We start from the raw sequence: 22,116 nt of genomic DNA on the forward strand, positions 1-22,116 counted from the left end.
TAGATAAATACTCTACACAAAATTAGTACATGCTTTTTCAACATAGAAATAACCATTAAGCTCGACATCTTCTTCAAACTGATTCGAGCAAACAGTCAACAAAATGGTTATTTTTATATTTTGAAATCCGCCTCTGACTACAACACTCGACACTCTATTTTTTTGAAGCTCCCATTCTCATGCGCAAAGAATACTCATGAGAATGGGCAGGGATTATTTACAGTTCAGAAACAAAATCAATCTCTACCGTTGCAACATAGTTATCACCAGGCAAGGTGGATGGCACGTTTCTTTCTGATTCAATAATCAGGTCTCTATCATGAGCGCCATGGGGTGCAACATCCTGAAGATTACCATTCAGGGTCACGGGACCGACCTTTACCGTCAACGGAATTTCTTCGAGCAAAGTTGCACCTATCAATCTCGGGGATGTGCCACCAGCAGCAAGTCTGGCTTTTACCTTACCTAGATTACTGGTCAATATCAGCTCGAGAGTGTTACGAATCTGAGCACCCAATGTACCCGTCAATACCATAGCTTCACCCGGTGCGATAGCAGCATTACCAGCTTTTTTAACAATAGTAAATTGAACAGGAAGGTTATAACTTACAGCAAAGGTCTTTTGTTCAGTCGTAGGAGCGGCAGTAGCAACATGCGACACTCCGGTCAAGGCAATCATGGCTAGGCCATATGCGTATTTTTTAATAGATTTAGACATTTTATGTTCCTTATAAAATAAAAATAAGCTTTATTTATCACAAGATAGAAATCATGACCTTGCGCCTCCAGCGGTCAAAACCACCGGCCGCAGGAAAGCTTCAATAATCTCGGCAATCACTTATTAACAACACAGCCATTAATCAAAGTAGGCTCGAATATGGAGCAACAACAAAACCATGGCAGAACAGACAACTACAGTAAACAAAATGAAAATAAACATCAACAATATGAATATGCTTTCCATTCCGTCCATTTTTCCACTTACCCCTCAAGCTCCACGATGCGCGTCCGCTCGCCTTCCTTCAGGAAGACCTTGTACTTTTTTCCGTCGGCAGGAAACAACTTCTTCTGCCCCGGCCGCAAATGGATTAGTCCTGCGTTTTCGCATTGATCGCCCGAGCATACAGAATAGTGCGGGATGATCACCGTGCTATTCCCCTGGTTCCAGATCACATGCTGGCTGTTTTCTTTCATCACTCGCGTGTCAAATCGGGTATGCTCGGGCCGTACAATGACAACTGCGCCATAGCCGATCAGCAGGTTGACACCGGCGCTGAATGACTGCTGATATTGCTCGGCTACATTTTCATCTAGTTTGAACTCATCCAGCGTTTTGGGCACCACGGGAGAAAACGTAGCGCGGTAATAGCGCTCCCGCTCCCGGCCTCCCAGATGAACCAGCCTTAACACGCCGCGTCCCTTTGCCGGGATAATCAAATGCGAAGGGCTAGCCAACAAACCTTCTTTTTTATCCAAGATGCCTGCATCTCCCGAATCGGCAACGTCCTGTTCCCGACCAGATTCATCAAACACCACTTCACGCAAAGAAACTTTCACATAGGCCGTGCTATCACCATGGTTGTGCACATGCTTAACCAAAGTGCGCTTTGTTTCATCCATGTATTCAAACATGGAGCCCACATCTATGCTGGGCGCCGCCACCGCATGCAGCGATGCCAGCGCACTCAAAGCTAAAAATAATAAATAACGCATGATATTCCTCTTAAGAATGGCAAATGACAGAAGGAATCGATTTCATCGCCATTTTGATCTCATTCAATTCTTGCCTGGTCAGATACAAATACTGGCCTGGAGCGGCCATGCTCAATACTTGTTTACAAATACGCCCTACACGATGCAAACGACAAAACTCCTCATCCCGCTCAGTAAACCGCTCCAGCTTTTCCATCACCGCCACTTGCAGGCTTTCCACTTTTGAGCGATGCAATACCGCGCTCATACCAGAAAACACATCCAACATACACACCTCACTGCTCTCAGCCGTACCCGGCATCTATCCAAAAATTTTTATTACTACCCTGCTAAACAACCTACGGGCATGCGCATCCGACTACCTACATTCTGTTACGCAGAAACGCTCATCGCGCCGCCCGCCATAGCCATTCCACCAGCAGACATCCCTGCAACCTGGCTATATGCCATTACGCCTGCGGCGCCCTGCCCAGCCGAACCAAACGAGACAGCCGAACTCATCACAGAAACCTCGTTAAGCTGCTGACTCAAAGCCGAGCTGGCGGGTTGAGTGGGAGCCAGTGCCTGAAGCATGTTCTGGACTTGCCCTGCCAAGCCCTCCCCGCCTGGGTTTGTGGCGAATTGCTGGCCAAGTTTGCTTAATTCATTTTGGAACCAAGCATGATCTCCACCGGCCTGGGCTGCCGTAGCAGCGATACAAGCCTTAGCCGACGAAGTGGAATTGAACGAAGAATTTTCCAGCAACATTGAAACCAGCAACAAAGCCAAAGCTGGATTCAGTTTCTTCTTCTTTTCCTCCCCCTGCTCCTGAGCAGCAGCTGCAGAAAGCAAGACATCCGTTTTAATAGACTCCATAGCCGTATATGCCGGGGTATACATTCCGCTGCTCACTCCACCAATGCCAGAAACCATCACAACCACCTTTAAAAAGTCACTTATAGATTTGTCAATCCACAGGCACCTTCATCAAAGGCACTTCGATTTGGCTTAGCTTGCAAAACGATGGCGAATCAACAGATGGGGCATCATCCCACGGATTCCAGCAATCATGAAATGAATAACACTTAGCAATCATTACCATTCCATAATCAAACAAATCAAGCCTTACTGACTCTTAGCCAACATTACCCATCGCCGATAAGCACTTGAAAAACAACATGATTTTAATCTTGCGAGCAAGTGAAGATGCCATGCCATCGGCAATAGATTGGAACATATGGAAAATCCGCGCACAGCAAAGAAATATACTCAGCGCCCCTTTTAAAATCATATAGAAATAAGCTTTTTATCTTTGCACTTTAATAGTCCACTCAATCATGTAGCCATCAATTTAACGCATTGAAAATTCAATTTTTTTACTCTATAAATAGAGCATTCAATCTTTAAGGCAATTAAAATGAAACCCCATATTGTATTTTTTATATTTTTCGCACTATTCAATTTCTCTCACTCCCAGGCTGCTGAAGTCATCATCCGCACTTATGAATTCCCCAACGAGACAGACCGCCTAGCAGATGATCAAATTGGAGGCATTGCCGGGAAAATTATTACCGCCGCGCTTAGCGCTCAACACATCCGCTTTCAGCTCATTTGGCAGCCGTGGCTACGCGCGCAGGCCGAAGTTAAATCAGACAGTGAAGGCAATTCTTTCATCATTCCGTTAACCCGAAATTCAGAGCGCGAAAATCAGTACGTATGGGTAAGCAAGCTATACGACTCCAATATCGCTTTTCTCACCCTGCCCGGGAAAACCAAAATTGATAGCATCGCCGAGGTCGGGAAATACAAAGTAGGCGTACTAGCCGGAACTGGTTATGAAGCCACCCTGCAGCGAAACGGCTTGAGCAGTGAACAAATAGATAGAAATACTGAGGAGACACGCAATGCAAAAAAGCTGCTGCTAGGCAGAATAGATGCATGGTATACGGGTGTGATTGGCGGCATGCACTTACTGCAGAAGGAGGGTTACGATGTAAGAAAGGTGCAAATCGGCCGTTCAATTGATACGGAGGCAGATTACATCGCTACTTCAAAGAAAACGCCGCAGGCTCTCGTTGAAAAAGTTCGCAATGCAATTGAGAGATATAAAAAGACCCCTGATTATGAAAAATTGATTCAATCGTATCTTTCCAATTAAATGCAAGCAGGCGTTTAAATTTAAAATCCCCCGCTAAAGATATAGCATCTTACTTTGCGCATGCCATATCCTCAGCGGAGGAGTTCTACATTCAATTAATAGCGATCAGGTTAAATTTAAACTATCAACTTTCCCTCTCCTTGCACAGCCATGCTCCACGCAGTCTGTACGACATGGCGTGAGGCCTGATCCATATTATTGATGAAGCCAGCCTGGCCCGCCTCAGGCGCAAAGCCGCTCATGGCCTGAACCAATGCATCGACCGCCTGATGGCTGAGAGCAGTATAAGAACGCAGGCTGTTTTTCTGGACCTCACCTAGCTCCAAGACAATTTGCGCACGTTTGCTGGAAAAATATCCGTTGAATGTCGCTGCGCCTATCTGCTCGAAACGGTCCTGATCGCTGGCTCCCGCTGTTTCATCGCACCGATTCAGTAAAATCTGCAAATCATCTCCGTTACGCTTGAACCAGATATCCTGCTGATCAATATCATCCAGTACGATATAGTCGTCCTGTTCGGCATCCAGCACTTCGCAATCAATCACCGCGTCCGACAACACAAAGCTATCTACGCCTGTTCCACCTGAAAAACGGTTTTGATAGCCGCCCAACACCAGCACATCGTCACCCGCTCCGGCAGACAATTCGCTGAACTTGGAGCCGCTGTCAGCAATAAGGTAGTCGCTCTCATCCGCGCCCGTCACCACTGCGTGATAACCCATGAGCTTGATCTGGTTTCGGCCATGGTCGGCTTGCAGGCGGTTATGATTGCCAAACACCAGGGCATAATCATTGCCCTGGCCCAGGCTGATCTGGTTATGGTTGCCGATGGCGACGACGAAGTCCTGCCCCGCGCCCCCATCCATGCTGTTGTAGTTGCCGGAAACCACCAGATAATCCTGGCCGGCGCCGCCGTCGATCACGCCTCCCTCGCCAAAAACATAGGCTTGGTCATTGCCGTCTCCCAAGTATGCGTGATTGATGCGGCCAGCCTGCACCGCGACATCGTCGCCCGCGCCGCCAAACATCATGTTCTCTCGCCCCATCAGCACACCAGTGTCTGAGCCAGCGCCTCCAGAAAAGACATTGGAAGTGCCGGTAGCGTAAAAGACATCATCGCCTCGTCCTCCCCAGAAGTTGTTGTTCTCTCCCAGATAGGCGCCCAGATCCTTGCCATCCCCGCCCCAATTGAAGTTGTAATTCCCCAAGGAAACATGCATGTCTCCGTCGCCTTGCAGGTGGCCGCTATTACGCAGGAAGTCAAAAGTCTGCTCTTGCATATTCAGCAGATCGGCGCTCAGATTTTGCTTGAGATTGCTGAGCAGTTGCACCATCTCGCTCTGTTTGTCTTGGCTAAACAAGGTTGCGAACAAGTTCGGCAGATGCAATGCATTCAGGCCAAACGCCTTACGATCTGTCTCTGCCGGCGCTAAAGCGTCCGCTGGCGGCGGCGCATCGTCTGTTTCTTCAGGAGCCGCGGCTTGCAAGCCATGGCTTCGGGCAAAAGAACTCAGCGCGTCTTTCCCCAAGGCCGCTCCCGCCTCCAATGCATCCAGCCAACGGGCCGGGTCGGTAAAAGCCGCCAGTTGCTCGCCGCCGAAGTCGGCAATGACAGACAGCATTTCACGCAGCATGGCGGGCCCGTCTATGGCGTCGCCGGATCTAGACACCAAACCGCCTTGCGCGGTGTAATCCACGCCGAAAATATCACCCAAGGTTGTATCGCTGCCCACTCCGGCCAAACGACCCAACAAGCGGTTTTGCAGCTGTCGCGGCAGATCTGTTGGCGTAAAAGTGAAGGTGGTTTTGGCCATGCCTGTGGCGGTGAATTGCTGGGTCAGCAATCCAAATAGCGAACCCAGGTTGGTATCCAGAATGGACTGGATATTATCGCCAAAGACAAAATTCCAGTTAGCCGTGGTGATCTGGATATCCGCGCCCTGCCCGCCAACCGCAAAATTGAAGGCTAATTTTTCATTCATTTGGCGCAGCTTGTCCGCCCGGCTCAATTGACCACCGCCTTGTTGTCCTTGGCTGGATTGCCATTGATTGAACTTTTTGTTCAATGTGGCTTCGATATCGCTCTTCAATCCGCGGCTGCTGCGCTGATGTTGGCTGTCCAAGGCGGTCAGGCTGGCATAGTCTACGCTGCTGGTTTGATCCAGCCCCGCCGTATCGGCCAGATATTTTTCCACGCCCGCCAGGGTCCACTGCGCCCATTGCGCGCTTAGCCATTGGCTCTGGTCGCGGTTCCCGGCAATCGTTTGCAGCACGCCGGCAATACGCGCGGCGCCATCAAACGGATTCACCAGCGGCGGCATGGGAATGGACTTGTCCGCCATCACGATCAGATCATTGCTGCGCCCCATATTGAAGCTGACGTTGCGGTTGCCTATAAACAACTGCGCCCCTTCCAGCGCGCGATAGCCGGCGATGTCCACGCTATGCTGGCTGTCTCCATCGCCGATATGGACCATCACGTTGTTATCGCCGAAAACCAGCGACTTCATGCCGCCAACGCCTACCTTGATTCCCAAATTGGAGGTGCCCCAATTGACGGTAGTGAACTCGCCATCGCCCAATTGCAATTGGATATTGCCGGAATAGCTCAGCTGCCCGCTATCCGAACCGGCATCTGCCTCTTGATTTGTGGCAACGCGTTTTTTCGGAGCTTGGAATACATCCTGATTGTCTGCGATGGCACCGCTAGCCGATGCGCGACTTGATTGCCCTACCCTTGCCAGGTTGATATCGCCCTCGGCGATGCCGCTGCGCATCGACTCGCGCCGCACTTGCAGTTGCTGATCCTCTCCCCGGCTGAATACTACTTTATGCTCAGGCTCTTTACGCAGCCAATCTCCCTGCTCTGCGCGGGTATGCTTGCGGCCTTGCGAATCCACCGCCACTTCGCTGCTGCGCGCAGAAACGCTGGCAACACCCCCCTTGCGCTCCATGGCTTCGAAAAAGCCGCGCGCATATCCATCCTGCCTGGATGAGCCAACCAAGGAACACCCCACCAAGCTGACATGTTCGGCTTGGGTTTCAATGCCATGCGCACGCGCAATATCGTTACTCACATGCTGTAGACGCGCGGCGAGAGACTCGGCGTCGTAACCGCCCAAGCGGCCATTGCCATCCACCCCACCCTCACTGCCATGCCCCACCACCTGCCAACGCAGCTTGCCGCGCAAACGGGACAGTTCGCCATGCACTACCCGGTATTGGCCATCGGCGCCTACTTGCACCAACACGCTCTTGTCCGGATGCTTGCCCGCCAATCGCGCGGCCGCCCTGGCCGCCACGGGGTCATTCTCCATCTGGAAAATCAGTTGGCCATCAAAGCGGCTTGCTGTCTCGCCGCGGGTTGGCGAGGTGACTTGCTCGGTTCGCCATTGAGCCAGTTCAGTTGAAATATCCAGAATGGGACGTTCCGCATTTTCCTGATATCTACTTAACGATTGCAATTTATGTCTATCATTATCAACATCTTCTATCTTTTGAATTGAGCCAATTCTCTCCAACGTTTCCAGCAACAGATTCTGACTACTACTCATATTCTTATAATGATTTTTTAAAAAAAAATCATCCACATCCAAGAAAACATCAGAAATGGTGTTTTTTACTAGATTCAAATCTTTACTATACAAATTCTCAGAACGCAACTCCAATTCTTTTCTTAACAACTCATTTCCACTATCATGATACTGCGTCACCTGTACAACATGCTCGCCCCCCTCTCGCTTACGCAAAATCAGATGTCGTATATTATTTTGCTGACAAAAAGAAACTGTCCCCTTACCCTCCGCAATAACAAGACGTGAATTAGATACTACAAGATCATTTACATCAGATGGTAATTGCCCTGCAAGCACAACAAGTGGCTTATTGGTTTTTTTCGATAACTCAGCCTCAAAACGTACTGCATCATCAATACGAACACAATCCATCGACTCACTTGAAATAGGAATGCCAACATCACCGGCAACAAAAATAACAGAGCGCTTCCCTGCTTCTGACTTTATCAATGCATCACGCATCCCATCCAATAAAGAAAGCCTATTTTCAATTGGCACTTGATGAAAGCCATACGCATACAACATTCCGGCATCAGAAACATGTGAAATCAGCTTATTTAAATTGCCCTTCTCTGCTTCGGCCAAATTACTCCTATCTATAGCATTTTTATCAACAACTGAAGGGTATATAGCGCTCTCTTCAATTCCTTTAGGAAAGCCATCCAACACTTCCTTACCATTTACATAAACTCCTCTCCTAGCACCATGATCCTTATCTCCCATCATTATCTCAGTTACTCTGGTTGACTCTGCAACACCACTTGCATAACTATCAAAAATAGAAGTTCGCGTATCTGTTGCTCCAGATAGAATTAGCGTGTTTTTTTCTGTCAACAGCTTTACAAAATTAGCACCATCGCTCTCTGTCAAATCCAAGAATTGAACCTTGTCCTCAACTCCCGGGCACAACTTAATTAACTTCTCTCGTGCAGAAATATAATCCAGCTGATGCGTGAATTCAATTTCAATATTCGCGCCAGCGCGCTTAAAGCTTTCGTCATTACTCGGCTTGCCTTCAGTAAAAGAATGGAATTCCTTAAGCTTTATATCCAAATCTAACGCTTCGCCATAATCAGACCGCCCTCTTAATTCATCTCTATAACGTTCAATTAAATCTTCAACTTCAAATTGATTGGTTTCCGAAGCAACCATATCTCTAGAATAATTGAACGACCATTTACCATTTGTATCTTTATGAATCTCAACTTCAGACTGCGCAAAAAATCTTAAAAAATCTTCCGTATCAAAACGATTAGCATCCTCCCCTTCAACACGCAAACCTAATCTAACTCTCTGTTTAAAATTATAATCTTCATTTGTTAGCACAACTAACTTTTTCCCCTCACCCATTAAAGACTCACTAATTTCTCTTATTGGGCGTGAATTAATTGCCTGCTCACCATAATTTGGTGAGTTAGGGAGGAAGAAAATGATATTGTCAAATTTATTTAAGTAATCTTTCGCAACCTGTCGCCCTCCCAAAGCTTCTAAATCCTCGTCGAATGCTGGTACTCGAGCAGAAGACCGTGCAATATCTGGTTGCAAGTCCCTTCTTGCCGACTGCCCAAGCTGTTCTTGAGCTTTGACAACGGGCTCGCTCTCTTGGCTCAGCATGCCTTGCCCCGCTACAGCATGTCTCGGACCACTCGAATCGCTCGGCAGTCCCGCAGAATCTTGCGACGGGCGCCGCACCATTCTCACTTGCCCATTTTCGCCATCCGGTACAAAGCGGGGATGGTCTTCTCCTGGCTGCCAGGTCACTTTCAGGCGTGCGCCCATGCGCTGGTAGGCACCTTGCAATTGGGCAGTATCATGGACAATCGGCTGCCATACGCCTCTATCGCACAAAGCCAATGGGAAGGATGGATTGGCCACGGCGCCCACCAGCGGCACGCCTTGTTCATGCGCTCCCATGTGGGCCGGGTAGCTAACTTGAGGGCCATGCTGCACGGTATGGTGCGAGCCGCGGCGCAAAGGACGGCTCTCGTCTTTGGCCGCCACAGCGGCATTCAGCATGCCGCGGATGAAGCGTTCGGTCTGGCTGCTGCTGGGCACGGAATGCGCGCGACCGCTAAAACTGAGCATGTCGTGCAGATCGTAGTCGCCGGTATACATCTTTTGCTGCCACTGCGGGCTGGCCCGCAGCAACTCGGTGCTGCGACGCAAGGATTCAGCGTCTCTCATGTCAACCGGGAAATAGAAATGATCGGCGTCTACGCGCTTAACCTGCTGCCCCAACGCTTTCATAGCCTCATCGGAAGCATCGCGCAGCGCGTATAGATCCGGAGTCACGTAGAAACCCAGCAATGCTTTCGTTTCCGGATGCCAATGGCCAACCAATCCAGCCAGCCCCAGCTCCTGCAGCCAGGCCAGCTTTTGTGCCCCCTCCGCGCCATACGCGCCGCTCAAGGAACTGCCCTTGACCGTTTTTTCCAAGATATCGTGCCCCTTGGCCGCCGCGCCATCTGCCAGACGTTCCAGCGTCAGCGCACCGGCTTCGCGCGCGCTGACCGCGAAGTTGCCCAAGCTGGATGCTACGCTGAACGCCAATAAATGCTGCTTGGACACAAACTGGGATGTGATCCGGCCAAAGCGGCCATCCGGCAGGTCGACACCTCGAAAAACATAGTCGCACAGTGGTTTCAGGGCTGGATTCTTGCGCACTAGATAGCGCTCCAGCTCCGCATCCGGCATCTGCATCACACGATCAATAAAATCCATGCGCCCGCTTGAATTACTCGATAGCCTGCTTTGTGCTTGCTTGTCATGCGTCGACTCGATAGCTTGGGGAAGCCCATGGACACTCACTGGATCGGCTGTATTGCCTGTCGCTCGTCGTATTTCATCCGCAATGCCGGCCAATGCGGCTTTATCCACTCGCCACGTTTTGCCAGGTTCCACATCGACCAAGGCGTTGAGATGGGCGAGCGCTGCATCCGGCTCCAAGCGAGCCCAAGCAATTGCCGCTGCGCCCAATTCAGTATCGCCGCTACGCGCAGCCTCTCGCGCCAATTGATACAGTCGCACGGCTAGTTGAGGGCTCTCTTTCGCTACTGCCAGCAAATCCTCACGCCGCGACAGCATGTCGCCTGCAAACATCTTTTCTTCCAATTGGGCGCGTAACCGGCCCAAGGCAGGATTGCGTCCTGATGTGGGATGCTCCGCCAGATAACGGCTAAGCCGCTGATGCAAGGCCAGGCCTTCAACTAGCTGCGTGTCACCGCCGACCGTGGATAGCCGTTCCAGACCATCCAGAATCGCGCGATAGGATGGTCCTATGCGCTTGGCGAATACTGAAGCCTCCTGTTGCAATGCTTGGCGCGTGATCAGGCCATCCAATGGCATCCTCTCCGCTTCTTCAGCAGAACCTTGCCCCTCACTCCTGAGGCCGCTCGTCTGCCCCAAACTTTCCAATTCATCAGTATCTGCGACACGATTAGGCTTTGGCACCTCACCTTGCTCACGCTGCTCAAAGTCTTTTTTGAGCGAAGCCACCACGTCAGCGTTCTGCTGTGCCGTTTGAATCTGCCCGGAGTGGCGACGGGATCTAGCCCGCACGCCTGCATTGATCTGCAGGCGATTGACCGCGGCCCGGGCATCCTCCAACCCACCCAAATCTGATGCAATCTGGCCGGGGGTTTCCGTGCTGCCCGCCTCGCCATCGATTTCATCCACATCATTAGCCTCGGTCGTTTCATCCGGCTCCGGCGCATCAGCGCGCGGAGGCTCGGCCACTGCTACCCTGCGAACCTCACGCTCCGGCTTGGCATCGCTCTGTTGTTGCACACTCTTGGCATCGGAAGCGGCTTGACCCACTTTTTGACGGCTTTCTTCTGCGGCCTGCGCACCACGCTGGCGGGCCAGCTCCACATCCTGGTTAGCCTGCTCTTGCCTGGCCTGCGCTTGTTGCTGGGCGCTCTGCGCCTTCACTCTTTGTTCCTCGCCCTGCGCAGTTGCGGCCCGCGCCTGATCCTGACTGCGCAACCGTGCCTCCTCGCTTCGCCGCCGGCCTCTTTCGCTTTTCTGCAAGGCTTCTTGACGCTTTGCTTGCTGGCGCTGATGCTGCTGATCTACCGTGTTCAGCGCATCGGATGCCGCCGCCTGCGCCCTCGCCAACTGCTCTTGGGCATCCGCTGGCAGGTCGGCTGCAAAACGATCCCGCCAAGCATGGCCAGAACCACCTTCCAGTCTCGGTGTGGCAAACGATTCCAACCCGTGTGTCATTTGGCCCAAGCGTGATGTCACTGCATCAGCCTCTTCATTCAAGACATCACGCAGCCAATCACCATTACGCGATAATTGCTGCTCATCGCTTGCTTCCAGCTGCCTCAGGCTACCTTCGATATCCGCCAACTGACGCTTTTTTTCTTGTTCAAGGCGCTGCTGGTCACGTTCCGCCGCAGCTTGGTCCTGAGCCACCTGCACTCCCATGTTGGGCACGTTGACGTCCGGCATCGCAGCGGCATAGGCGGCGACATTGTCGATCACATACCCCAGGCTATTCTCAGGCCCCGTGCCGCTGAAGGAGATGCGATTGCGGCCTGCCACTGCGGTAAGTTGTAATTGCTTATGCTGCCACTCGGCGGCATCGCCTTGGCTGCTGAAAACCAGAACATTGTTCCAGCGCACTTCGATACCGTGCTCTAGGCCTGCATGCAGACGGCGAGCAAAGTCAAAATCCAATGTAATGGTCTGTCCGCCGCGCAGGCCATCCAGATCTTGATAAATCGTAGTATTGCGGTCAGTAGACAGTTCGCTGGAGAATTGGCCATATTTAGCTTCAGCCGAAAGCCCGTATACACCGGCGCCAAGCCAAGCCTCGATGCCATGAGTGGATTGCCAGCCATGGCCATATTGTTCGAAATCGCCATTGACGATCAGATTGGTCCGCGCAACGCTTTGCTCGTCTATCGATAAGCGGCTGGCGTGCTGCCCCTCGTCCACATCCTGCGGCCGTGAAACCTGGCCACGCAGATCACTGGCCAAGCTTGAATCCGTCTGGCTAATCTCATCCAAACGAAAACCCTGCAACTGCTGGACTTCAGCCAGCTCTACGCCAAGGCTTTCCTCGTCAGCTCCAGTCCGGCTTTGCCGTCCCGGCAGCCGGAATCCTCCCCGTCCCTGGCGGGATACACCGGAAGTGTCGCCTTCGTCTCCTTGCACCAGGTAATTGATGGCCTGACTGGCCGCCGCACCCAACAGGGTTTGCTTGATATTGCCAAACAACTCCGCCAACTTATTGCTGGCCGTATTGCTGCTGGCCACCGCGAGGGAATAGAAGTCGCCATTGCCGACTTTGACCACAACGTTATTCCGCGCATAAGCGGCGGTGATCATCATGCCGTCGCCAATCTGGATGTTGGCATTGCCTCTGCCCTTCATCACGGCAACATTAAGGCCATCGCCCCACTGGGTATTGAGGTTGTAGTTGCCCCAGGCGACATTGACTCTAGTGCCGCTTCCCACTTTGATGTTGCTGTTGAGCTTGCCGTAAACGGCGGTCACGCTCAGCCCATCTCCTACAGTCGTGACAATATTCGCTTCGCCTTTGGCTGCCGTAACCTGAATACCATCGCCCACCTTGGTCACCAGGTTGGCACGCCCCAGCAAGGCCTGGTAGCCATCGCCCTGCCCCACCTGGGTGATGATATTGGCCTCGCCTTTCGCCAATGTGACCTGACGCCCGGCACCCACCTTAGTCACCACGTTGGCGCGCCCCCAGGCGCCTACATAATCGTCACCATCGCCAATATGGGTCACCACATTGGCCTCACCCTGCACGATGCTGAGCTGGCCACCCTGGCCTATCTTACTCAATACATTGGCTCGCCCCTTGGCCGCTCGAACACCCAAACCATCGCCTACATGGGTCAATACATTCAGCTCGCCCCAGGCTGCGACAATTTGATCGCCAGCTCCCACCTTGGTCATCAGGTTGGCTTTGCCTTTGGCAAAGCCAATTTGCAGGCCTTCTCCTACTTGGGTCAGCACATTGCCCACGTCGGAAACCAACAGCCCCACGGTGGCGCCATTCCCTACCTTGGTCAGCACATTGCCCTTGCCCAACAACAAAGCAGCAGTAACGCCGTTGCCTACATGGGTCACCACATTGGCTTCAGCCTTGGCCAATACCCCAAGCAATCCATCACCCACCTTGGTAACGATATTGGCTTTGCCCAAGGCCAAAACTCCGGTGATGCCGCTGCCTACATGAGTCATGACATTGGCTTTTCCGAACGCCGCAGCCAGCGTCGCGCCATTGCCAACTTTCGTCATCAGGTTGAAATCGCCTGCAAACAAGCCAAGGCTGATGCCATGCCCCACTTGCGTGAAAACATTGGCCTTGCCCGCCATCAGCGCGGCAGTCAAGCCATCGCCGACCTTGGTCAAGACATTGGCTTTGCCTATCATTGCGGCAAACGTTTCGCCATGGCCAATCTGGCTGAACACATTCGCGCCGCCAATCATGGCGGCCAATGTCATGCCATCCCCAACCTTGGTGGCCACATTGCCCTTTGCCAGCATCAGCGCTACGGTCAGGCCATTGCCGACATGAGTAAAGATATTGCCCTTGGCTATCATCAAAGCCAGCGCTTTTCCATCGCCTACTTTGGTGAAAACATTGAGCACACCGCCCATCAATGCCCAGGCATCGCCCTGTCCAATATGGGTGAATACATTGCCAGCCCCAACCATCGCGGCAATCGAAGTACCATCGCCCACCTTGGTAAAGATATTGCCCGCTGCGGCCATCACGCCCAGCGTGCGGCCATTGCCCACATGGCTTAGCACATTGCCCCAGCCCAGCATGACCGCACTCAGATCGCCTTCACCTACTTTAGTCAGCACGTTAGCAGCCCCAAGCATGATTGCCTGGGTTGCTCCCTGACCAATATGTGTCAAGACATTGAGCTGCCCTCCCAACATCGCCTGCAGCGTGCCATCACCATATTTGGTCAGTACATTGGCGCCGCCAAGCGCGATAACTCGGGTATCGGCCTCACCATTCCCCTGATGAATATGGCTAACCACATTGGCCCCGCCCAGCAGGCCGGCAGACAAGTCGCCGCCACCCAAAACAGAAAGCACATTGCCTCCGCCTGCCATTACGGCGTCTACCGCCCCCGATCCCACTTTGGTGAATACATTGAAGCCGCCGGCAGCCAACCAATGCTCACGGCCTCGGCCGATGTGGGTATGCGCATTCGCTCCGCCTAGCATCAGGACCTGGCCATCGCCATCACCATGATGAACAGAAATATTTCCATAGGCCAATAGACGTGCAAGATAGTTGCCATCGCCACGTCTGATCAGTACATTCGCCGCACCGGCCGCATACACATCCATGCGTCCTTGCGCGCCTAGATGCAGCAATACATTGGCCAAGCCCGCGCCACGGAATACCAGATCGCCCTGCAGGCCTTTCTTGATGACGATATTTGCAGCGCCAGCTCCACTGAAGTGAATGTCCCCTCGCGACACATCCGATTCGATCAGATTCCCCCCGCCAGCGCCTTCAAAATTAATATTGCCTTCAGTATTTCCTTCCCTCCGCGGACGCTCTGCAAAATCATTTACAGAATGGTTTTGCACTTGCGTCAAAATTCCCGACAGGGCGGTCACGGTGTTGATCCGATAATTAAGATCGCTTATTTCATACTCACCACCTTCCAGCGCGCTGTACCCGTTTGATTCGCCAATAGTTTCTTCAGCAATAGAGGAAACATTATTTCCCGGTTTTCTCCAAGCACTCGTTCGATATCTAATCTCACCGGTTACACCATCATTAACAAGCTCCAGCTTGACAACATTGGTATAATTATTTTCAAATCTTGCAAAGATATAACAATTAGACTGAGCAATCGATCTCACTGCATCAACAGTCACGCCACTATCTACATGGTTTTCTCCTAGACTCCCTATTCTGGCAGAAATAATCTCGATATTATTTACTTCCTGCTTTAGCCCTCCGCCATAACTTACCCATTGATCCTTTTTAATTTCGCTTTCTATCGCCTGGACATGGGCAGCCTTCTGATGCTCATAACTAAGCCCTGTCAGACTATACGCTCCACCCACCCCATTGATTTTTGTTGGTGTAAATCCAGCTTGCTCACTGATATGCATATCACTGAGTTGATTTAGATGATCTCCAGTACGGTACCATGATGTAGAAATATACCGAAGCGCGCCACTAACAGGATCGTTTAACAACTCAACCTGATTGACTTTGGTATAACCATCATCGACAATAGCGAAAATATAAGTATTTGGGCGAACCGTTGATTTAATAGCCGAAACTTTTTTTGCCTGATTAACCCATTCACCACCCAAAGTACCACTAATTAATCGAATAGTATCAGCACCAGCAGAGGCTAACGGATTGCCAGCTTCGCCACCTCTCCGTGTGATATGATTAAATCCCCCAATCCCCTTGAAGTGAATATTTCCATTGGCCACATCCGATATAATTCGATTGTACCCCCCAGCTCCTGAAAAATGGATATCGCCACGTGTTCGTTGGAAATCATCGTCATCGTGACAAAGCCGAGATAGCTCATTCCATCCTCCCAAGCCTCTGAAATCAATATCACCATCTCGCCCCTGGCGCAGAACGCGGTTATATGCTCCAGCACCATATAAATTTACACTGCCAGACTCTACACGTGAGGTAATGATATTGGCTGCGCCTGCACCAGAAAAAAAAATTTCCCCGCTCGATCCTTGATAGTGCTGAAACCATGTACGCTCTAGCTGATTTGCGCCCCCTGCTCCATCAAATCGCAAATCGCCATTATCAGTATGGTGGGTAATTTGGTTATACCCGCCTGCGCCTGAGAAAAAGACATTACCTGAAACACCCCGCCTTGTTAATAAATTAGCCAATGCAGCGCCTTGATAATGAATGTCTCCACCCTGCCCATCATGCTGTATCGATACCGCGCCACTCAACCCACTGAAATCTATACTCCCCGATTGTTTTTTTTCGATTGTTGCGTAACCTGCGGCACCACGTACCGTCAATGCGCCACTATCATCAACCACCTTCAAATATGCGGCACCGGCATTTACGATATCATCGCCAGTGCCTGTATAAACAGTTGCACCTATCGATCCCACAGTAATCTGATCATTACCGCCATAAGCATGAATGACGCCACCAAACCCTATCGCATTAATCGTATTATCGTCATCATCAGCAACATAATTACCCGTAAAAAAATATTCAACACTCCTCCAGACGCTCTTACCCATAAACTACCTTCCTATTCTTCTTTCAAATTGAAAACCACTGTACTTTTCGCGCACAAGTACCCACATCTGGATGAATAGTGCCTCGCACAGTGCAGACTCGCTGGCCTTTTTTTGAAGAAAATACTCTTTGACGCAAATCACGTACCACAGCACGAGCATGACCAAATGGGGCAATCATCTCTGGTATAAAGATAAAATCGCCTGATTGCCAATCAGTCTCTATTAAATCCCTAGATCCTGACAACAATATTTTTCTCACCTGAATAGAAACAAAAGCCCAGTTGCAAAAAGCAACTGGGCGTCCTTGATCGTCTTCATAGTAGCAAAATTGGTCTAAATCAAATGCCGGGATGATTCTATGCTGCCACTCCGCCACTGAGTACCTTCGGTGCAGCGGGGAATATTGACTTAACAACATTACCCCACCCAACATGGCCTGTTTTTGCGATTGACTCAGCTTACCTGCCTGATAAATCGTTGCCACAATTTAATCATTTACTCCCATCATTTATTTTGACGGCAATCCTTTTCACACAAGATCCGCGAATACAGGCACACCCCCAGTCTCTGGCGTTGCGTTTATCATACCCGTCGAAATCATTTTCTTTATTTCCTCTTCCATCCTAGGGTCTTCCAGCATACTTTTGACAATCGCAACCATATACATAAAACCGGCTGCAGGCATATGAACCACTCCCTTCAAAACCAGTTGGGCGACATCCTCCTTCTCATTCCCATGTGCCAGCTTATTATGATCATGCCCAACAAAATGAAGAGAAAAGACGCCTCTGTTATAGTTAACGCTTGCAACAGTTTGTACAAACTTCTCTTCCATAATAACTACTCCGTGTTTATTGATAATAATGAAATTATGAATTAAATACTCAACTCACATGAAAATTTTCTCATACACTCACCAAAATCATAAATTAATTACCATTCCCACCGCTTAAAAAACCTTACCGATACAACCTTACGCGCTCTTACTTCGCAATATTAATACCTACCAAAATTCAATATTTTCCAGGATCTATTTTCACTCTTCCTACAATTACCGCGTAGATGATTGCAGCTGGGTTAGCAACAGCTTGCCAAAAATATGTAATCAGCTTCTTGAGATTCAAATAAAAAAACCCCGCATAGCGGGGTTTTTCTGTACAGCCCTGCAAACAGGGCTTAGTCAAGAAAAGCTTACTGCGTCTTTAGACCGAAGGAATCAGCGGTCGCCTGGGCGGTTTTCGCTTCTTCTTCCAGCAGGGCCTTGATGGACAGGCGGATGCGGCCACGGTCGTCCATTTCGATGGCCTTGACCTTCACCACTTGGCCTTCCTTCAGATGATCGGACACATTCTTGATGCGCTCGTTGGCGATCTGCGAGATGTGAACCAGACCATCCTTGCCCGGCAGGATGGAGACGATGGCGCCGACGTTGTTGTCGAGGATCTTGACCACGGTGCCTTCGTACACCTTGCCCACTTCCACTTCGACGGTGATCTCTTCGATGCGCTTCTTGGCCGCTTCCGCGCCCTCGTTGCTGACCGAAGCGATGGTGATGGTGCCGTCTTCCTCGATGTTGATCTCGCAACCGGTATCCTTGGTGATGGCGCGGATGGTTTCGCCGCCCTTGCCGATCACTTCGCGGATTTTCTCCGGGTTGATCTTCATCACATACAGGCGCGGCGCGTGGGCGGACAACTCTTGCGGGCCGTCCACGGCTTCCTTCATCAGGCCCAGGATGTGCAGACGGCCTTCCTTGGCCTGCTCCAGCGCAACCTGCATGATTTCCTTGGTGATGCCCTGGATCTTGATGTCCATCTGCAGCGCGGTGATGCCTTCGGCGGTGCCGGCCACCTTGAAGTCCATGTCGCCCAGGTGATCTTCATCGCCCAGGATGTCGGTCAGCACGGCAAAACGGTTGCCTTCCAGGATCAGGCCCATGGCGATGCCGGCCACGTGCGCCTTCAGCGGCACGCCGGCGGACAGCAGCGACAGGCAGCCGCCACAGACGGAAGCCATCGACGAGGAGCCGTTGGATTCGGTGATTTCCGAAACCACGCGCATGGAGTAGCCGAACTCGGTTTCCGGCGGCAGCACGGCGACCAGCGCGCGCTTGGCCAGACGGCCGTGGCCGATTTCACGGCGCTTCGGCGGGCCCATGCGGCCGGCTTCGCCGGTGGAGTACGGCGGGAAGTTGTAGTGCAGCATGAAGCGTTCGGTGTATTCGCCGGCCAGCGCGTCGATGATCTGCTCGTCCTGCTTGGTGCCCAGCGTGGCCACAACCAGCGCCTGGGTTTCACCGCGGGTGAACAGGGCGGAACCGTGGGTGCGCGGCAGCACGTTGCTGCGGATGCTGATCGGGCGCACGGTGCGGGTATCGCGGCCGTCGATGCGCGGCTCGCCTGCCAGGATCTGGCCGCGGACGATTTCCGCTTCCAGGCTCTTGAAGATGCCCTTGATTTCGTTGGCTTTCAGCGTGTCGGTGTCTTCGTTGATCAGCGCGGCCTTGACGGCATCCCAGGCTTCGTTGATGGCGACGCTGCGGGCTTGCTTCTGACGCAGACGGAAGGCTTCGGCCAGCTTGTCGCCAGCGATGCCGCGGATCTGGGCGATCAGCGCTTCGTCCTTGGCCGGAGCGGACCAGTCGAACATCACCGGATTGACTTCGTCGGCCAGTTCGTTGATGGCCTTGATCGCGGCTTGCATTTGCTCGTGGCCGAACACCACGCCGCCCAGCATCACGGCTTCGGACAGTTCCTTGGCTTCGGATTCCACCATCAGCACGGCGCGTTGGGTGCCGGCCACCACCAAGTCCATCTGCGAGGTTTGCAGTTCGGACTTGGTCGGGTTCAGCACGTATTCGCCGTTGATGTAACCAACGCGGGCGGCGCCGATCGGGCCGGCGAACGGCAGGCCGGAGATGGCCAGGGCGGCGGAAGCGCCGATCATCGCCGGGATGTCGGAATCCACTTCCGGATTCAGCGACAGCACGGTGGCGACGATCTGCACGTCATGGTAGAAGCCTTCCGGGAACAGCGGGCGGATCGGACGGTCGATCAGGCGGCTGGTCAGCACTTCCTTCTCGGACTGCTTGCCTTCGCGCTTGAAGAAGCCGCCCGGGATCTTGCCGGCGGCGTAGGTGCGCTCCAGGTAGTCCACGGTCAGCGGGAAGAAATCTTGGCCCGGCTTGACGGACTTGCCGCCCACCACGTTGACCATCACGACGGTGTCGTCAACGGTGACGACGACGGAACCGGACGCCTGGCGGGCGATTTCACCGGTTTCCAGGGTGACGGTTTGACGGCCGAACTGGAAGGTTTTGGTGATCTTATTGAACACGAGGGTTTCCCTATATCTTGGTTCGATTGTAAAAATCGCGAGCCGGAAAAAACAACGGGAACCCCTAAAAATTCGGACCTGCGGCTAGATCTGAATTTGTAGAGGCTCCCCCCGTTGTCACGACAATTGAAACTCGCGAAGCTGTCGGTGTGAAAAAGTCGCAGCAAGCTGCGACTTTTTCAGAACCGGATACCGATTACTTGCGCAGGCCCAGGCGGGCGATCAGCGCGCGGTAAGCATCAGCGTCAGTGCCCTTCAGGTAGTCCAGCAGACGGCGGCGACGGCTAACCAGCTTCAGCAGGCCACGACGGCTGTGGTGGTCCTTGGTGTTGGCTTTGAAGTGCGGGGTCAGGTCGTTGATGCGTGCGGTCAGCAGGGCAACCTGCACTTCGGACGAACCAGTGTCGCCTTCAGCGCGTTGGAAGCTTTTAACGATTTCTGCTTTTTGAGCGGCGGTCATTGCCATTTGGATTACTCCAGTTTCAGTAGGGGGTTTGAAAACCCGACAAGTGCGGCGAGCCGGAAAACCCAACCCATTCCACACTCCGGTAAGCGGCGGATCAGGACTTGGCCTGGTTCGCCAGGAGCCGGATCGGATGCAAGCGGCCATCGCCGCGAGCCTCGCCCAGCCCCACGAATTTCCGCGTCACCTGATGGTAAACTCGGAAACGCTGCATTTTCTCACACTTTTGTTCAAAACGCACGGGTTGGCCGTGCATAAACTTGCCGATCTCGCCATCTGGCAGCTCGACCTGTGGAAAGTGCGCAACCAGCACGTCGGCCGGCAGCAGCATGGCCTCGCGCGCCGGCATGTCCAGCGGCTCCAGATCGGCCAACCGATGCGACTGGTCCAGCGTGAAGCCGCCGGTCGCGGTGCGGCGCAGCGCGGTCAAGTGCGCGCCGCAACCGAGCGCCTCGCCGATGTCGCAACCCAAGGTGCGGATATAAGTGCCTTTGGTGCACAGCACATCGATCTCGGCCGATACGCCGTCGAACGACAACAGCTCCAGCTTGCGGATGGTGACCTGGCGCGCCTCGCGCGGCACCTCGATGCCGGCGCGGGCATATTCGTACAGCGGTTTGCCCTGGTGCTTCAGCGCGGAATACATCGGCGGCACCTGGCTGATTTCGCCGCGGAAACGTTGCAGCACGGCCTCCAGCTGCTCGCGGCTGAAGTTGGCCGGCCGCTCGGACACCACCTCGCCTTCCACGTCGCCAGTGGTCGTCACCACGCCGAACCTGACCGTGGCGCGGTAGCCCTTGTCGGCATCCAGCAAGTAGGATGAAAACTTGGTGGCCTCGCCCAGGCACACCGGCAGCAGGCCGGTGGCCAGCGGGTCCAGCACGCCGGTATGGCCGGCCTTGGCGGCGTTCAGCAGCCAGCGCGCCTTCTGCAGCGCGTTGTTGCTGGAGATGTCGTAGGGCTTGTCGATCAGCAGCACGCCATCGATGTGGCGGCGGTTGCTGCGCGGCTTGCTCATTCGGCCTTGCCCTCGCCCGGCTCGCCGTCGGCGACATCGCCGAACTTCTCCGCGTCTTCGCGCGCCACCTGGTTGATCAGGCTGGTCAGGTGCATGCCGCGCTCGACCGAATCGTCGTAGACGAAGTGCAGCTGCGGAATGCTGAAAATCTTGATCGCGCGGCCCAGCTCGTTGCGCAGGTAGCCGGCGGAGCTGTCCAGCGCCTCCTGAGTCGCTTCGCGCGTGCTATCCACCATCACGGTGTAATACACCTTGGCGTGCGAGTAGTCGCGGGTCACCTCCACCTGGGTGATGGTGATCCAGCCGGCGCGCGGATCCTTCAGGCCCTTGCGGGTCAGCTCGGCCAGCTCGCGCTGGATTTGCTCGGCGATGCGGTCCGAGCGGGAAAAACCTTTTTTGGCTTTGGCCATGATAATTCCAATCGTTACCTTGCGATTCACAGAACCGCTTTAGCCACGAAAACCACGGAAAACACGAAACACAATCACGAGACCGATACTCAGAACGGTGCGCCAGCGCGTTCACTCCAAGCCAGTCTTGTCACTGCTGCCCTCGGGCTGGTTTGTTCGTGTTTTTCGTGGGTTTCGTGGCGCAAACATGAAAAAGGCGAGCGCCCGCC

Annotated in this window: 12 protein-coding genes; 1 reads left to right on the forward strand and 11 read right to left on the reverse strand. The window is 52.8% G+C overall.

Annotated features, from left to right (window positions below; translation table 11 throughout):
• Positions 1-217: 217 nt before the first annotated feature.
• The 4 genes from BI343_RS19785 to BI343_RS14435 all read right to left on the reverse strand — a co-directional run bounded on the left by BI343_RS19785 (position 218) and on the right by BI343_RS14435 (position 2,625).
• Positions 218-718, reverse strand: coding sequence for a hypothetical protein (locus BI343_RS19785; RefSeq protein WP_139165753.1), 501 nt, complete (start codon positions 716-718; stop codon positions 218-220).
• A gap of 263 nt (positions 719-981) precedes the next feature.
• Positions 982-1,713 carry a hypothetical protein gene (locus tag BI343_RS14425; RefSeq protein ID WP_071110203.1) on the reverse strand — a complete coding sequence of 244 codons (732 nt, stop codon included), beginning with the start codon at positions 1,711-1,713 and terminating at the stop codon, positions 982-984.
• A gap of 10 nt (positions 1,714-1,723) precedes the next feature.
• Positions 1,724-1,981: a hypothetical protein gene (locus BI343_RS14430; protein WP_146131725.1), complete on the reverse strand. Its 258-nt coding sequence runs from the start codon at positions 1,979-1,981 to the stop codon at positions 1,724-1,726.
• A gap of 104 nt (positions 1,982-2,085) precedes the next feature.
• Complete coding sequence (locus BI343_RS14435) at positions 2,086-2,625, reverse strand: hypothetical protein (RefSeq protein WP_139165755.1); 540 nt, start codon at positions 2,623-2,625, stop codon at positions 2,086-2,088.
• A 484-nt stretch (positions 2,626-3,109) separates the two neighbouring features.
• On the opposite strand from BI343_RS14435, the gene BI343_RS14440 reads away from it, so the two are divergent.
• The gene (locus BI343_RS14440) at positions 3,110-3,850 is read left to right on the forward strand and encodes a substrate-binding periplasmic protein (RefSeq protein WP_071110206.1); all 741 of its coding nucleotides are present in this window, start codon (positions 3,110-3,112) and stop codon (positions 3,848-3,850) included.
• Positions 3,851-3,966: 116 nt separating this feature from the next.
• Here BI343_RS14440 and rtxA read toward each other — a convergent pair whose 3' ends face one another.
• The 7 genes from rtxA to rbfA all read right to left on the reverse strand — a co-directional run bounded on the left by rtxA (position 3,967) and on the right by rbfA (position 21,907).
• Entirely contained in the window at positions 3,967-16,680 is a 12,714-nt protein-coding gene (gene rtxA / locus BI343_RS19390) for an MARTX multifunctional-autoprocessing repeats-in-toxin holotoxin RtxA (protein ID WP_083340985.1), read from the reverse strand.
• A 22-nt stretch (positions 16,681-16,702) separates the two neighbouring features.
• Complete coding sequence (locus BI343_RS19395; RefSeq protein ID WP_280513340.1) at positions 16,703-17,164, reverse strand: toxin-activating lysine-acyltransferase; 462 nt, start codon at positions 17,162-17,164, stop codon at positions 16,703-16,705.
• A gap of 45 nt (positions 17,165-17,209) precedes the next feature.
• Positions 17,210-17,515: a hypothetical protein gene (locus BI343_RS19790; protein ID WP_043625898.1), complete on the reverse strand. Its 306-nt coding sequence runs from the start codon at positions 17,513-17,515 to the stop codon at positions 17,210-17,212.
• A 356-nt stretch (positions 17,516-17,871) separates the two neighbouring features.
• Positions 17,872-20,016, reverse strand: coding sequence for a polyribonucleotide nucleotidyltransferase (pnp, locus tag BI343_RS14510; protein WP_071110219.1), 2,145 nt, complete (start codon positions 20,014-20,016; stop codon positions 17,872-17,874).
• Positions 20,017-20,212: 196 nt separating this feature from the next.
• Positions 20,213-20,482: a 30S ribosomal protein S15 gene (gene rpsO, locus BI343_RS14515; protein WP_043625892.1), complete on the reverse strand. Its 270-nt coding sequence runs from the start codon at positions 20,480-20,482 to the stop codon at positions 20,213-20,215.
• Positions 20,483-20,576: 94 nt separating this feature from the next.
• Entirely contained in the window at positions 20,577-21,497 is a 921-nt protein-coding gene (truB, locus tag BI343_RS14520) for a tRNA pseudouridine(55) synthase TruB (RefSeq protein WP_071110220.1), read from the reverse strand.
• Complete coding sequence (gene rbfA / locus BI343_RS14525) at positions 21,494-21,907, reverse strand: 30S ribosome-binding factor RbfA (RefSeq protein WP_071110221.1); 414 nt, start codon at positions 21,905-21,907, stop codon at positions 21,494-21,496. Before rbfA ends, truB begins: the two co-directional genes overlap by 4 nt.
• Between the last annotated feature and the right edge of the window lie 209 nt (positions 21,908-22,116).

It is taken from the genome of Chromobacterium amazonense (assembly GCF_001855565.1).
Lineage (GTDB): Bacteria > Pseudomonadota > Gammaproteobacteria > Burkholderiales > Chromobacteriaceae > Chromobacterium > Chromobacterium amazonense.

Excerpts from the sequence above, each read along its gene's own strand:
- BI343_RS19785 (WP_139165753.1), bottom strand. The coding sequence starts at position 718 with ATGTCTAAATCTATTAAAAAATACGCATATGGCCTAGCCATGATTGCC.
- BI343_RS14425 (WP_071110203.1), bottom strand. The coding sequence starts at position 1,713 with ATGCGTTATTTATTATTTTTAGCTTTGAGTGCGCTGGCATCGCTGCAT.
- BI343_RS14430 (WP_146131725.1), bottom strand. The coding sequence starts at position 1,981 with ATGTTGGATGTGTTTTCTGGTATGAGCGCGGTATTGCATCGCTCAAAA.
- BI343_RS14435 (WP_139165755.1), bottom strand. The coding sequence starts at position 2,625 with ATGGTTTCTGGCATTGGTGGAGTGAGCAGCGGAATGTATACCCCGGCA.
- BI343_RS14440 (WP_071110206.1), top strand. The coding sequence starts at position 3,110 with ATGAAACCCCATATTGTATTTTTTATATTTTTCGCACTATTCAATTTC.
- rtxA (WP_083340985.1), bottom strand. The coding sequence starts at position 16,680 with ATGGGTAAGAGCGTCTGGAGGAGTGTTGAATATTTTTTTACGGGTAAT.
- BI343_RS19790 (WP_043625898.1), bottom strand. The coding sequence starts at position 17,515 with ATGGAAGAGAAGTTTGTACAAACTGTTGCAAGCGTTAACTATAACAGA.
- rpsO (WP_043625892.1), bottom strand. The coding sequence starts at position 20,482 with ATGGCAATGACCGCCGCTCAAAAAGCAGAAATCGTTAAAAGCTTCCAA.
- truB (WP_071110220.1), bottom strand. The coding sequence starts at position 21,497 with ATGAGCAAGCCGCGCAGCAACCGCCGCCACATCGATGGCGTGCTGCTG.
- rbfA (WP_071110221.1), bottom strand. The coding sequence starts at position 21,907 with ATGGCCAAAGCCAAAAAAGGTTTTTCCCGCTCGGACCGCATCGCCGAG.